This window comes from Sorangium sp. So ce590, from assembly GCF_051521365.1.
Classification (GTDB): Bacteria; Myxococcota_A; Polyangia; order Polyangiales; family Polyangiaceae; genus Sorangium.
Window position 1 is genome coordinate 5,351,372 of sequence record NZ_CP150346.1, and the last position, 13,337, is coordinate 5,364,708.

Genomic DNA, 13,337 nt, shown 5'->3' on the forward strand with positions numbered 1-13,337 from the left:
CCGATGAACGCCTCCTCTCCCGCTCGCGCACGGCCCGCGCCCACGCTCGCCGTCGCCGTCGCCGCGGCGCTCGCGCTCACCGGCGCCCGCGCCCGCGCCGAGCCTCACAAGCGGGCGTGCGCCGCCGCCTACGAGCGTGCGCAGGGCCTCCGTCGGGACGGCAAGCTCCTCGCGGCGCGGGAGGCGCTCATCGCGTGCTCGCAGCCGACCTGCCCGGCGGCCGCCGTGGCCGACTGCGGGCCATGGCTCGCCGAGGTCGAGAAGAGCCTCCCCACCGTGGTCATCGCCGCGAGGGACGCGCACGGGCGGGAGCGGCTCGACGTGCGCGTGCTCGTGGATGGCCGCCTCCTCGCGGCGGCGCTCGACGGCAAGGCGCTGCCGGTCGATCCCGGTCCGCACACGTTCCGGTACCAGCCCGCCTGGGGCCCCGCGGTCGAGGAGCGTGTGCTGATCCGCGAGGGCGAGAAGAACCGCGCGCTCACCGTGACCCTGGGCGCCCCCTCGGCCGGCGCGCCGGCCTCTCCTGCTCCGCCGCCTGCCGCGCCGCCGCCCGCCTCGCCTACCGCCCCGCCGCCCGCCTCGCCTGCGATCCCCGGGCTCGTGTGGGCGTCCGGCGCCGTCGGCGCCGCGGGGCTCGCCGTGTTCGCCGTCGCCGGCGCGCACTCGCTGAGCGCCGAGGCCGACCTGCGCGCCACGTGCGCCCCGCGCTGCGCGGCCGACGAGGTGCGCGCCATCCGCGTACAGCACGCGGTCGCCGACATCGGCCTCGGCGTGGGCGTCGTCGCGCTGGGGGCCGCGGCGTGGTTCTACGCGACCCGGCCGGCCGCGGCGAGGCCGCCGAAGGCCGGCGCGCGCGCGCCCGGGCCGGCGCTCCGGCCGTTCGTCGCCGGGAACGCTGCCGGCATCGAAGGGGCCTTCTGATGCGTCCTCGGCCGGCCCACGCCGCCGCGGCCGCCCTCGCGGCCGCCCTCGTCTCGGCGTGCACGTTGGTGCGCCCGCTGCACGGCCTCACCTGCGAGCCCGGCGCCGGGAACGCCTCGTGTCTGTACGGCCAGCCGTGCGAGGCCGACGCCGACTGCGCGACGGCCTCGTGCGCCGCGCGCGTGTGCCAGTGCCCCGCCGCCATGGTGACGATCGAGAGCTCGTTCTGCATCGACCAGACCGAGGTGTCGAACGCCGCCTACCGCGCCTTCCTGGCCACGCAGCCGGACGTCGCCGCGCAGGAGCCGTTCTGTCTGTTCAACGACAGCTTCGCGTTCGACACCGGCCCCGGCGCGCCCGAGGTGTGCACGACCCGCCGCGAGGACGACCGGCACCCCGCCTCCTGCGTCGACTGGTGCGACGCCCGCGCCTTCTGCAAGAGCCTGGGCAAGCACCTCTGCGGCAAGGTCCACGGCGGCCCGCTGCCGTACGGCGGCGACACGGCGCAAGGCGAGTGGTTCGAGGCGTGCAGCGAGGGCGGCGCGCGCTCTCACGCCACGGGTGAATTCGACGCGCAGCTGTGCAACGGCGACGGGGACGCGACGGTGCCGGTCGGCGACGACGCCAGCATGGCGTGCGAGGGCGGCTATTTCGGCCTGCAGCACATGAGCGGCAACGTCCGCGAGTGGGAAGACGCGTGCTCTGGCGACACCGGCTCCGGCGACCTTTGCAGGACGCGGGGCGGAGCGTTCGACAGCGGGGACTCGCTCGACGAGCTCCGGTGCGACGCGCGCGACGCGCGCGAACGCGCCGACACGGACCCCACGATCGGGTTCCGCTGCTGCAGCGGCTAGCGCCGCGTCGCCCACGTTCGCCCCTGCTTCCCCGAGAGGCGAGCCCCGAGGAGCCCGCGGTCGTCGCGCGGCGCGGCGCGGGGAGGGCCTAGCCGAGTTGCCCTCCCCGCTTTCGGCCCCGCCGAAGGACCGGGCGCTCAGGCGGATCCGCTCGGGTCGCCGCGCTGCGCGGAGGGTCGGATCAAGGCAGCCCCGGCACGTTCATCTGCACGACGTGCACCTCCGTCCCGCCGCCGACGACAAAGAGGGTCTTGCCGTCGACGCCGCCGAACGCGAGGTTGGTGCCGCCGGGGAAGTCGCCGATGGTCTGCCCCTCGGGGTTCAGGATGGTCCCGCCCGAGAGGTACACGTTGCCGTCGCAGTCGACGCCGATGCCGTCGGCGTTGAGCGGGAAATTGCGCTGATTCGACGTCACGCCGGCCGCGTCCACATCGTAGAGGCCTGCGTTCACCACGTAGAGCCGGGTCTGATCGGGCGATAGCGCGATGCCGTTCGGCTGGCCGCCGCCCTGCTTGATGATCGACAACGCCCCCCCGGGATCTCGCCTGAATACCGCGCGCCCGACGCCGGGAGGGCGATTTCCGACCTCATAGGTCGGGTTCGTGAAATAGATCGTGCCGTTCTTGTGCGCGATCAGATCGTTCGGTGAGTCGAGCAGCTGGTTCATGTACATGTCGGAGAGGATCGTCACCTGCTTGGTGGCGACGTCGAACGAGCTGATCGAGCGGGTCTTGTGGCTCGCGCCCAGCAAATTCCCGTCGATCGACACCGCGAGACCGTTCACGCCCACGTCCGAGATGAACACCTCGCAGCCGCCGCCAGGCGTATATTTGATGATGTCGCCGGTGAAATTGTTGCCAGCGGCGCGCTGTACGAAGTTGGTGAAGAAGAACGCGTTTTGCGCGGCGATCCACGTCGGGCCTTCGTTGTAACCGTAGTTGTACCGGAAACCCGCACAGACAGCCGTGGATGTGAGCGCCTCCGGCGCCGGGAACGGCCCTTCGGGGCACGCCGTCGCCGAGGGCGCCCCGCCCGAGCCGGCGGAGCCTCCCGCCCCGCCCGCGCCTCCGGCTCCTGTGCTGCTGCTGCTGCTGCTGCTGCTGCTGCTGCTGCTGCTGCTGCTGCTGCTGCTGCTGGTGCTGGTGCTGGTGCTGCCCCCGCCGCCGGTGCCAGCCGCGCCTCCCCCGGCTCCTCCCGCGCTGCCGGCCGGCTGCGGCGAGGGCTGCTCGGTGTCTGCCGCGTCGCTGCATCCGACGAAGCTTGCCAATACCGCAAATCCAACCCAGTAGAAGCAGTGAAGTCTCATGATGCTCCGAGGGTAGGACGATGGAGGCGAATTGACCATGGGTTTACCCGCCCGACGTCGACATTCACCCCGAGCCGGGCGAGATCGGATGGGCGGATATCACGCCGCGAGCCGGTGATCGAGCTCGATCGGAGTGAGCCGCGGGGGCTGTTCGTCGACGACGAGCGTGCTGCCCGGGTAACGGCGGACGAGCCCCTCCGTCACCTCGATCGCTTCCTCCTTCGTGCCGTACGGGAGCGAGCGGGCCTCGTACCCCTCGGCCGCGACGATCCACCCCCAGCCGTCGCGATCCGGCAGGACGTGATACGAGAATTTCCTCATCATGGCGCCACCTCTCGCCAGAAAGCTAGAGCGGCGCGCGCGATCCGCAAGCGATCGACGCCGCCGTCTTCGCCGAACCATCGGTCGAGCTGCGCCCCGCGCAAGCGCCGGATCGTGACGGCTCACCCCCGTCCTTCGCCCTCGGGGAACGACGTACCAGCTCCTCGTAGCAGCGGCTCAGCTTCTCGAAGGCGACCTCGCTGGTGAATCTCTCCTGGAAGAGCCTCCTCCCGTTGCTCGACCTCTTCGTCGCGACCTCCCTCTGCCCGTCGATCGCCCTGATCGCCTCGCCGACCTCGCTGGTGGACACCTCTTTCAGGAAATATGCGCTCTCATCGCTCAGGATATCCCCCAAGAAGCCCTTCTTGGTGGTGATGATCACGAGCCCCATCATCAGCGCTTCATTGATGGAGTTGTTGTGCCCTTCCCCCTTGTGGCTCGTGGGATAGCAGAAGATATCGTTCAGCTTGAAATGCCGCAGCACCTCCTTGTGCGGCTGCAATCCAAGGCGCTGGATCTTCAGGTTGGGCTGCTCGGCTCTGGAGTCCATCCACCGCGTGAATTCATCGTGCTCTTTCCCGATGATGGTCAGGCGGATCCTGGTGCCCTGCCTGGCGGCCTCCTCGCAGCCCGATACGACCTCGTAGACGCCCTTGTCCTTGTAGCAGTACCCCACGAACAGGACCTTGAGCTCTTCATCTCTCAGCTTGTCGGCGACCTCGTCGGGGATCTCTTCCGTCGGGATGAAGTTCGGGAAATAGTGCGCCTCTTTCCCGAACGTCTCCTTGACGAAGTCGAGGTACACGCTCCCCTCGGCGAGGACGACCTTGGAGCTCTTCAGGCAGAAATCGGTGAGGCGCCGCGACAGAGGGTTCGTGCTGCTGTACCACTGCATGAAGGCCCCTGCCTTGATCTCGTACAGGACCGGCTTCCCGAGCATCCTGGAGATCAGCACCACGGCGAACTCCCGGGGGATCGCCCCCCGGTACTGCGCGAGGATATGAACGCCGTCTGGCCTCGCCTTCACGAGGCCGGAGATGAAGGCGGAGATGTCCTTGGCAAGCCGCGCGGGAGCGGTGAATGGACCGAAGTCGTACTGGCCCCTCACGGTGTGAAAGCACGGGACGATCGTGAACTCATCGGACCTGAAATGGTTCAGGTACACCGACATGTTGCGCGTGTAGCCGCCGGTGCCGCCCCCGTACGCGTTCTTGAGCTTGGACAGCACGGGGCCGAACAGGAGGATCGTCCTCACTTGAGCTCCTTGAGGATCTTGAACGGAACACCGCCGATGACGCAGTTGGATGGAACATCCTTGTTGATCAGGGTGTTCGCTCCAGCGACGACGTTGCTGCCGATGGTGACCCCCCTCAAGACAGTGCACTTGTCCGCGAGCCAGACGTTGTCTCCGATCACGATGGGCGACGTGCTGTACCCCTTCAGGAGCAATCGGTCGCCCTCCATCGTGTAGTTGTGATCGTGATCCACGATCGCCACGTGCTGAGCGATGGTCACGTTGTTTCCGAGGCGTATGGATTCGAACGCGACCACCCTGGAGTACCGGTTGATGACGAAGTTGTCTCCGATGGTCAGGCTGCCGTCAGCCTGCAGCTCCGTGTGGTCGCCCAGGATCGCCTTTCTCCCGAGCTTGAGCGTCCCCCTGGGCGAGACGAGGACGTAGCAGCTCTCCCCGAGCATCCCCACGCCCCCGAGCTCCAGCCTCCGCCCGTGAACCATCTTTGCGAAGGCGAGCCTCAGCACAGAGCATGATTTGTATGCGATGGAATTCTTTACTATCCTCATGACCGTTTTCTGGGAGTATCGCCCCCGCCCTTCGTCCCTGCGGGCCCTCGTGCTCGATCGCCCGCGCTCACCGCCGGAGGTCGTACTTTTCCAGCTTGTAGAGCAGCGCGCGCCGCGAGATGCCCAGCCGCTTCGCCGCGCGCGTCTGGTTGTTGCCCTCGGCGGCGAGCGCGTCCTCGATGCTCTTCTTCTCCAGCTCGGCGAGGCGCGCCGGCATCGACGCGTCCTCCGCGGGCGCGCCCGCGCTCGCCGGCGCGCCCGCGCTCGGGGGGGCCGCGCCGTCCCCGGCCACCGAGGCCGGCAGGTGCTCGACCTCGATGACGCCGGCCTCGGCCAGCACGACAGCGTGCTCGACCGCGTTGCGCAGCTCGCGCAGGTTGCCGGGCCACGCGTGCGCCTCGAGCACCTGCATCGCGGCGGGCGCGAAGCGCGGCGCCCGCTCCCCCATGCGCTCGGCGATCTGCTGCGCGAAGCGGTGCGCGAGCAGCGCGATCTCGGCGCGCCGCTCGCGGAGCGGCGGCACGCGGAGGACGAACGTGCTGATGCGATAGTAGAGATCCTGCCGGAAGCGCCCGGCCGCCACCTCGGCCTGGAGGTCCCGGTGCGTGGCGCACACGACGCGCACGTCGAGCTCGAGCTCCTGCGTGCCGCCGATCCGGGCCATGCGCCGGCTCTCGAGCACGCGCAGCAGCTTGGCCTGCATGGCGAGGGGCAGCTCGCCGATCTCGTCGAGCAGCAGCGTGCCGCCCTGCGCCGCCTCGAAATAGCCGATCTTGCGGCGATCCGCCCCGGTGAACGCGGCCTTCTCGTGGCCGAAGAGCTCGCTCTCGAGCAGCGTCTCGGGCAGCGCCGCGCAGCTGAGCTGCACGAACGGGCCGCCGGCGCGCGGGCTCGCGCGGTGGATCTGCTCCGAGACGACCTCTTTGCCCGCGCCCGTCTCGCCGAGGACGAGCACCGTCGTCCGGGCGCGCGCCAGGCGCTGCACCACCTGGAAGACCTTCACCATCGCCTCGTCCGCAACGACGAAGCCGGCGCCGGAGAGCGCGTCCTCCGCCGCCGGCGCGGACCCCGGCGGCGTCGGCGGCGGAAGACGCGCAGGCGCGGCGATCGCGACGACGATCTCGGCCGGGCCGATGCGGATCACGTCGCCGCCGGCGAGGTCCCGCGCGGCGTCGCGCAAGACGGCGCCGTTCACCGAGGTGCCGTTGCGGCTCCCGCGGTCGACGACCTCGAGGGCGTCGCCGTGCCGCGCGACGATCGCGTGGTTGCGCGACACGCGGGGGTCGTCGACGCAGACCGCGGACTCCGGCGCGCGGCCGATCGCGACGACGTCGCCTTCGGTCAGATCGATCACCCGCGCCGTGCCGTCGGCGGCGCGGACGATGAGCGACGCCTGCCCCTGGGGCGTCCGGCCGCCGAGCGCGCCCTCCGCGGCTTCCAGCTCGGTCGCGACCTCGGCCGCGAGGGGCGGCGGCGCCTCGCCTGACGGAGGGGCTGCCTGTCGACGAGGATCTCGCTCCGTCATGCCGTTCGAAGGTTGCGCAAGTGTACGACGCTTGCGCAACGCTCAGCAACGGCGCAGCGCGGCACGGGCGCGAGACCGCGGGGCGAACGCGGAGCGTGCGCTGGCCCTCGCCTTGCAATGCCTCTCCAGCGCGCACGGAGACGATGCGGGAACCGCCGTCGCCGGGAGCCATCGCGGGGACCGCGGAGCGTCGAGAGACACCCCGTACCGCCGTGCGCCCAGCTTCACGAACGCACGAACCGAGGAGAGAACCCATGACTTATTCCAGCCGTCCGGCGTCCGTTCTCGCGCGCCGCAGCGCGCTGCGCCACGTCGCCGTGTGCTTGACCGCCGCGCTCGCCGCCGCCGGGTGCGACGCAGATCCGGGCGCCGGCGCGGAGGTCACCTCGGCGGCGAGCGGCGCTGCGGTCACCGGCAGCGGTGGTGACACGAGCAGCGGCGGCTCCACCGGCAGCGGCGGCTCCACCGGCAACGGCGGCTCCACCGGCAGCGGTGGCTCCACCGGTAGCGGCGGCTCCACCGGCAGCGGCGGCTCCACCGGCAGCGGCGGCTCCACCGGCAGCGGCGGCTCCACCGGCAGCGGCGGCTCCACCGGCAACGGCGGCTCCACGGGCGGCGACGTCTGGGTGCCCGCCCCGGGGACGACGTGGCAATGGCAGCTCACGGGCACCATCGACACCAGCCTGGACGTCGCCATGTACGATATCGACCTCTTCGAGGCCCCGCAGGCGACGATCGACGCCCTGCGCGCGGCCGGGAAGAAGGTGGTCTGTTACTTCAGCGGGGGGAGCCACGAGGACTGGCGCAGCGATGCGCCGGAGTTCCCCGCCGCGGCGCTCGGCAACCCGCTCGACGGCTGGCCCGGCGAGCGGTGGCTCGACACCCGCAGCGCCGGCGTGCGCGACATCATGAAGGCCCGGCTGGACCTGGCCGTGACGAAGCGCTGCGACGGCGTGGAGCCCGACAACGTCGACGGCTACACAAACCGTCCCGGCTTCCCGCTGACCGCGGCGACGCAGCTCGACTACAACCGCTTCCTGGCCGCCGAGGCGCACGCGCGCGGGCTGTCCATCGGGCTGAAGAACGACCTCGATCAGGTGAGAGATCTCGTGGGTGACTTCGACTGGGCGCTCAACGAGGAGTGCCACGCGTACGACGAGTGCGAGATGCTCACGCCGTTCATCCGCGCCGGCAAGGCGGTCTTCCACGCGGAATACGTCGCCGCGTCGAGGGCAGACGCCGTCTGCGCCGCCACCAAGCCGCTCGGGCTCTCGACGCTGATCAAGAAGCTCGATCTCGACGCCTGGCGCATCGCCTGCCCCTGAGCCGCCCGCGCCGCCCCCCGCCGGCGAGAGGGCTGGCCGCCGTTGCGCGGCCAGCCCTCTCGCCCGCTCAGCCGCTCACTCCCCCATCACCTGCAGGAGCTGCGCTTCGGAGAAGCTCTGCTGCTCCGGCTGGTAATACGGGTGCACCTCGGCGCCGCCGTCCTCCGCCCGGACAGGCATGGTCGCCTGCAGCCGATAATCGAAGCTCGCCGCGCCGCCCGCGGGGATCTCCTTCACGTAGAGGATCAGCTGCTTGCCCGTGATCTCGAACCTCGAGAGCAGGCCCGCGGCGATGTACTGCTGGAGATCCTCGGTCAGGAGCTGGAAGCCGGGCGGGAGCCCGACGGTCACGAGGACCATGCTCTGCGCCGAGCTCGTCGTGTTCCGGACGTTCAGCGACGCGGTCACGATGTCATTCACGTACAGCGAGGTCTTGTCGTAGCTCAGGCTGACCGCGAGCGGCCCGCCCCCGTCGCTCGGGACCGCGCTCCAGGGCAGGTTGTGGCGGCTCACCAGGTTGTAGCTGAGCTTCCCCTCCCCCGCGAAGGCGAGCGTGACCTCGTGCGCGCCGGTGGTCGCGAGGTGCGTCAGGTCGACCGTGGTCATGACGTCGGCCTGGTCCTCGCGCAGGGAGACCGTGCCCGTCGGCTCGCCGTCGACCGCGACGGTCAGCGTCCCCGTGGCGCCCTCGGTCCCCTTGCTCGCGGCGAGCAGCAGGGTCCGCAGGCTCCAGATCGTCGCCTGGGTGGAGCCGAAGTTGCCGTTCGGGTCCTTCGACTGGGTCAGGAACTTCACGCCGCCGTCGGCGCTCGACCGGTGCGCGCCCGCGGAGAGCAACGCGTGCGCCGCGAGCGCGGTGGTCGTGACCTTCGCGTCGTCTCCGACCTCGTAGAACGCGGTCTGCGTGCCGCCGTCGTCCCAGAAGAACGCGTCCCCTTCGGCCGTCTTGCGCTCGTCCAGGGCGTCGAGCACCCGGTCCGTCAGCGCGCCGGAGGGGTCGGCCACGGCGAGCGCATTCGCCACGATGGCCAGCGTGTACAGGTCGTCGGTCGCCGGTTGCACCGACCTGCCCACGTAGCCGAGCCCCGCCGAGATCTCGGGTCCCGTGTACCCCGCGCTCGCGAGCGCCCAGAGCACGAAGGCGCTGTTGCGGAGCGTGCCCGTGTGGAAGCTGAAGAACTCGGTCTGATCGCCCTCCCACGTGCCGTCCGACTTCTGCTGCCCGGCGAGCCAGGCCACGGTCCTGGCGAGCATCGCCTCGTCCACGGCGTGCACCTTGATCATGTCGGCGAACTCCATGACGCCGAACGCGGTGACCGACAGGTAGGGGTGCCCGTCCTGCTCGCCGAACCACGAGAAGCCGCCGCCGGCGTGCTCGAAGGTGAGCAGGCGCTGGTAGCCCGCCGAGATCAGCGACTCGGCCTTCATCTGGATCTCCGGGGTGATCTGGCCCGTCTGCTTCATGTACTGCGTGACGAGCACGTTGGGCCAGGTGGTCGAGGTGGTCTGCTCGAAGCAGCCCGACGGCACCTGGAGCATGCTGTCCATGCCGCTCACGACCTGCGACAGGAACGCGGGGTAGATCTCGAGATAGAGCTGGTTCGAGCCGGCGACCGCGCCCTCCGGGAACGAGAGGGCGTGGGCGACGCTGCCCGTCTCGAGCATGCCGGACTGGCTCTCGGCGAACGGCTTGCCGTCCGGGACCACGCGCACGGTGCGGGCCACGGCGTCGGCGCCCTCGGTGCCCCGCGCGGTGACCGTGAGGGAGTTGACGCCCACGGTGTCCACGCGCACGGGGAACCGGACGCCGAGCACCTCGCCCGGCGCGAGCGACACCCGCGAGGATGTCGCGCCGAGCGCGGTGTACCAGCTCCCCGGCTCCAGGCTGAGATCGACCGTCTGCGGCGTCTCCAGGTAGTTGTAGACCGCGATCGGGAACTCGACCTCATCGCCGCGCGTGAGCGTGGCCGGGAAGCTCACGTCGACGAAGAAGTCCTGGAACACCTTGAAGCCGCTCTGCACGCCGCCGAGCTTGCCGTCGGCCGAGTTCGCGAGCGCCGAGAGCCGCCACTCGGTGATGCTGTCGGCGAGCGGGATGCTCAGGGTCGCCGTGCCGTCGGCGCTCGTGATCACGCTCGGGTTGACATACAGGGTCTCGGGGAACTCGCGCCGGACGCGCGGCCCGCTCTCGCCGCCGCCGCCGCCGCTGGGGTCCCCGGCGCTGCCGCCGCCCACTCCGCCGGCGGCGGCCCCCGTGGCCCAGCCGCCGTTGTCGCCGTCGGCGGCGGCCCACTCCTCTTGCGCGGGCACCTCCACCCCGAGCGCGCCGAACTCGAACGCGATCGACGCGTCGTCCGCGGTCTGCGCCAGCTCGTCGGGCCCCGACGAGACCACCGTGAGCCCCGTCGAGCTGGAGATCACCTTGTACGCGTTGCCCCACACGTCGAAGGCGCGGAAGCGCTCGGCCGTCCGGCTCCCGAGCAGCGTGACGTACTCGCCCTCGGCGCAGTAGTACTGGCTCGGTGCGCATCCGAGCGCCCGGAGGTCCTGCACGGCGCTCGCCGTGGCCTCGGCGAGCACGGGCCGGAGCGCGCCCCGCTGGCGCTCGTAGAACGGCGCGAGCTCGGTCTGCACCTTCGCCAGCACCGAGGGCCACGTGCGCGCCTGGAGGCCGGTGAGCGACGTGCCGGCGAGCGCGGCGAGCGACGCCTGGGTCGTGCGCTGCGCGGCCTCGGCCTGCTCGGGGTCCTCGCTCGCGGTCGCGCTGAACAGGAGGTTCTGGAGGTTCGCCGAGGGGCCGCGGATCTGGTAGCTCGGCTTCGCGAACTCGTCCTCCAGCTCGAAGTAGGTGCGGAGCAGCCCGGGCTGCGCGTCGACCAGCGCGAAGACGGCCTGATCGACCACCTGGACGCCGACCGCGGCGACCTTCGGGTTGCCCGCGTCGTCCTTGACCGAGAGGCGCAGCGTCGCCGTCTCTCCCGGCGCATACAGGGGCTTGTCGGCGGCGACCTCGATGCTGAGCGCCGAATCGCCCCGCGCGAAGACCGTGCGGCCCGAGCGGACAAGGTTGCCGTCGTCGTCGACCAGGTACGCCTCGACCCGGTTGCTGCCGAGCAGGCCGGCGTCGACGGGCATGCTGAAGCGGGCGCGCCCGCCCTCGAGCTCGAGAGAGCGCATGTCGACGGCCTGACCGTCGTTCAGCCAGTCGACGTAGACGCTGCCTGTCTCCTCGCTCGCCTCGATGGCGACCTCGATCGTCTCCCCGGTCTCGTACACGGCGCGGTCCGTGCGCACGATCAGGTGCTCGCCGCCCGCCTGGGCCGCGAACGAGAACTCCCGCTCGACCGCCCGATCGCCCACTGTGGCCCGGACCGAGAAGGCGCCGTCCGCCGAGCCGAGCGGCGGGGTGAAGCTCACCGCGGCCTGGCCGAAGGCGTCGGTGCGCGCGGCGAGCGTCGCCCCGTCCGGCGCGGTGATGACCGCGTCGGTATCGGGGATCGGCGCCCCGAGCGGGTCCGTGACGAAGAGCAGGAGGGTGTTCGGGACCCCCGGGACGAGCTCGCGCGCCTCGGGCACGAGGACGAGGGAGGCCGCGTCCGCGGCGACCTTCACCGGGATCGCCTTGGTGACCGCCTGTCCCGCCGTGTCCGCGACGGTGACCGTGAGCGTCACGGCCGCGTCGCCCTGCTCCAGCGGCAGGCCCGCGAGGCTCTGCGGCAGCGCCAGGCTGAACCCGTAGTGCCCCTCGGCGTCGAGCTCGCCCAGGATGCGCTGGAACGTCGTCTGACCGACGTCGAGCGACGCCGCCTCGATGGTCACGCTGCCGCCGGCGACGTTCTTGCCAAAGAAATAGCGCGCGTCGATGGTGCCGGTCACCGTGTCACCGGCGCTGTACCAGGGCTTGTCGGTCCTCACGGCGACCTCGAACCTCGGCAGCGCGTACTGCCCCACGTTGACGGTCTTCTCCGTCGTCGTCTCTCCGCTCACGAGACGCACCTTGAACTCGCCGACGTTCACGATGGAGCCGATCCGGAACGTCGTGGCGGCCACGCCGAAGGCGTCGGTCACGACAGGCTTCTTGAAGATCTTGTTGCCCTTGCCGTCCTCCACCTCGAACGTGACCGACTCGCGGACGAGCGGCGCGTTGTTCCCCCGCTCGAGCGCGAGCGCGCGGAGGTGGATCGTCTGGCCGGGCTTGTAGAGCGGCTTGTCGGTGGTGAGGAGCAGCTTCGGGCCGGGGCCCTCGACGGTGATGCTCTCGTCGACGACCGCTCTCACACCGAAGCCGAGCGCCCGCGCGGAGACGGGGAGCGCGCCGATCCCGCCGGGCTCCACCTCGAACACCGCGGCGCCCAGCGCGTCGGTCGTCCCGCGGAGCTCCCGCGCCGCGGCCCCCTCGCCCACGGCGAGCTCGACGGCCACCTCGGGCACAGGCTGGTGGGTGAAGGCGTCCGTCGCGCGCACGCGGTAGCTCGCGGCGCGCCCGCGCACCACGCGCGCCGGCCCCTCGAGCTGCACGTCGTAGGGCGGGATGACGCGCAGCAGGCTTCGCGTCACGAGCAGCCCCCTCTCCGACCCGTCGTCGATGCGGACGAGGTAGCGCGCGAGCCCCGGCTGCGCGCTCACGGCCGGCGCCGGCAGGCGAGCCTCCGCGGTCGCCGCCGCCGCGCTCGAGATCTCCACGTCGACCTCGGTCGTGCCTTGTTCCTTGTCCGCGTCGATATCGACGAGCGTCACGCGCAGGTGGCCGCGCGTCGCCCCCGTGGTCAGGTTGCGCACCGGGATCCGGAGGCGCAGGTCGCCCTCCTCGATCACGCCCCTGAGCTGCGCTTCGTCGACCTCGATCGTGCCGTTCTGCGGCTGATCAGGGCGGCCGAACAACGCTGGCGGCGCCTCGTCGGAGGAGCAAGCGGCCCCCGAGGACGCGCCCGCCAGCGCCAGCGCGGCAAGCAGGTGGGGTGAGCTCCAGCGTCGGCGGAATGCATCGAAGCGAATGCGCATAAGTCCAGTCCTCCCGAACGGCGCTGGCACAGCTCCAGCGACCGGCGCGTAGATTGCATCCGGCGTACCAGGACGTTCTCGCAGCAAATCCGCGGGAATAGACGCGGGTCGTCCCGGGGATGTGCCACCTTGTGCCCCGGATCCGGCTCAGGTGATGCTCCCGGCGCGGCGCTCGCGGAGGGGTCGCTCCGCGCTCGCGGGGGCGACGGCGATGGATCGCGCCCGGCGAGGGCGCTCGTCATGAAGCGTGGCGGCCACCTCGCGATCGCACCGGAGAGTCG

General features: G+C 71.1%; 9 protein-coding genes. 3 read left to right on the plus strand and 6 right to left on the minus strand.

Annotated elements, in window-relative coordinates; all coding sequences use genetic code 11:
• Positions 1-3: 3 nt before the first annotated feature.
• Entirely contained in the window at positions 4-921 is a 918-nt protein-coding gene (locus tag WMF28_RS20240; protein ID WP_437603897.1) for a hypothetical protein, read from the plus strand.
• Positions 921-1,775: a formylglycine-generating enzyme family protein gene (locus tag WMF28_RS20245; RefSeq protein WP_437603898.1), complete on the plus strand. Its 855-nt coding sequence runs from the start codon at positions 921-923 to the stop codon at positions 1,773-1,775. The genes WMF28_RS20240 and WMF28_RS20245 overlap by 1 nt, the downstream gene beginning before the upstream one ends.
• Before the next feature lie 181 nt (positions 1,776-1,956).
• Here WMF28_RS20245 and WMF28_RS20250 read toward each other — a convergent pair whose 3' ends face one another.
• From WMF28_RS20250 to WMF28_RS20270, 5 genes are all read right to left on the minus strand, one after another.
• Positions 1,957-3,081: an SMP-30/gluconolactonase/LRE family protein gene (locus tag WMF28_RS20250; RefSeq protein WP_437603899.1), complete on the minus strand. Its 1,125-nt coding sequence runs from the start codon at positions 3,079-3,081 to the stop codon at positions 1,957-1,959.
• A gap of 99 nt (positions 3,082-3,180) precedes the next feature.
• Positions 3,181-3,405, minus strand: coding sequence for a DUF2188 domain-containing protein (locus WMF28_RS20255; RefSeq protein WP_437603900.1), 225 nt, complete (start codon positions 3,403-3,405; stop codon positions 3,181-3,183).
• A 22-nt stretch (positions 3,406-3,427) separates the two neighbouring features.
• Entirely contained in the window at positions 3,428-4,657 is a 1,230-nt protein-coding gene (locus WMF28_RS20260) for a glycosyltransferase family 4 protein (protein WP_437603901.1), read from the minus strand.
• Complete coding sequence (locus tag WMF28_RS20265; RefSeq protein ID WP_437603902.1) at positions 4,654-5,139, minus strand: acyltransferase; 486 nt, start codon at positions 5,137-5,139, stop codon at positions 4,654-4,656. Before WMF28_RS20265 ends, WMF28_RS20260 begins: the two co-directional genes overlap by 4 nt.
• Before the next feature lie 133 nt (positions 5,140-5,272).
• Entirely contained in the window at positions 5,273-6,730 is a 1,458-nt protein-coding gene (locus WMF28_RS20270) for a sigma 54-interacting transcriptional regulator (RefSeq protein ID WP_437603903.1), read from the minus strand.
• Between the two features lie 254 nt (positions 6,731-6,984).
• Between WMF28_RS20270 and WMF28_RS20275 the strand changes: the two genes are divergently transcribed.
• Positions 6,985-8,055, plus strand: coding sequence for an endo alpha-1,4 polygalactosaminidase (locus WMF28_RS20275; RefSeq protein ID WP_437603904.1), 1,071 nt, complete (start codon positions 6,985-6,987; stop codon positions 8,053-8,055).
• A gap of 75 nt (positions 8,056-8,130) precedes the next feature.
• Here the strand turns inward: WMF28_RS20275 and WMF28_RS20280 are convergent, their stop codons facing one another.
• Complete coding sequence (locus WMF28_RS20280; RefSeq protein WP_437603905.1) at positions 8,131-12,936, minus strand: MG2 domain-containing protein; 4,806 nt, start codon at positions 12,934-12,936, stop codon at positions 8,131-8,133.
• Positions 12,937-13,337 lie beyond the last annotated feature (401 nt).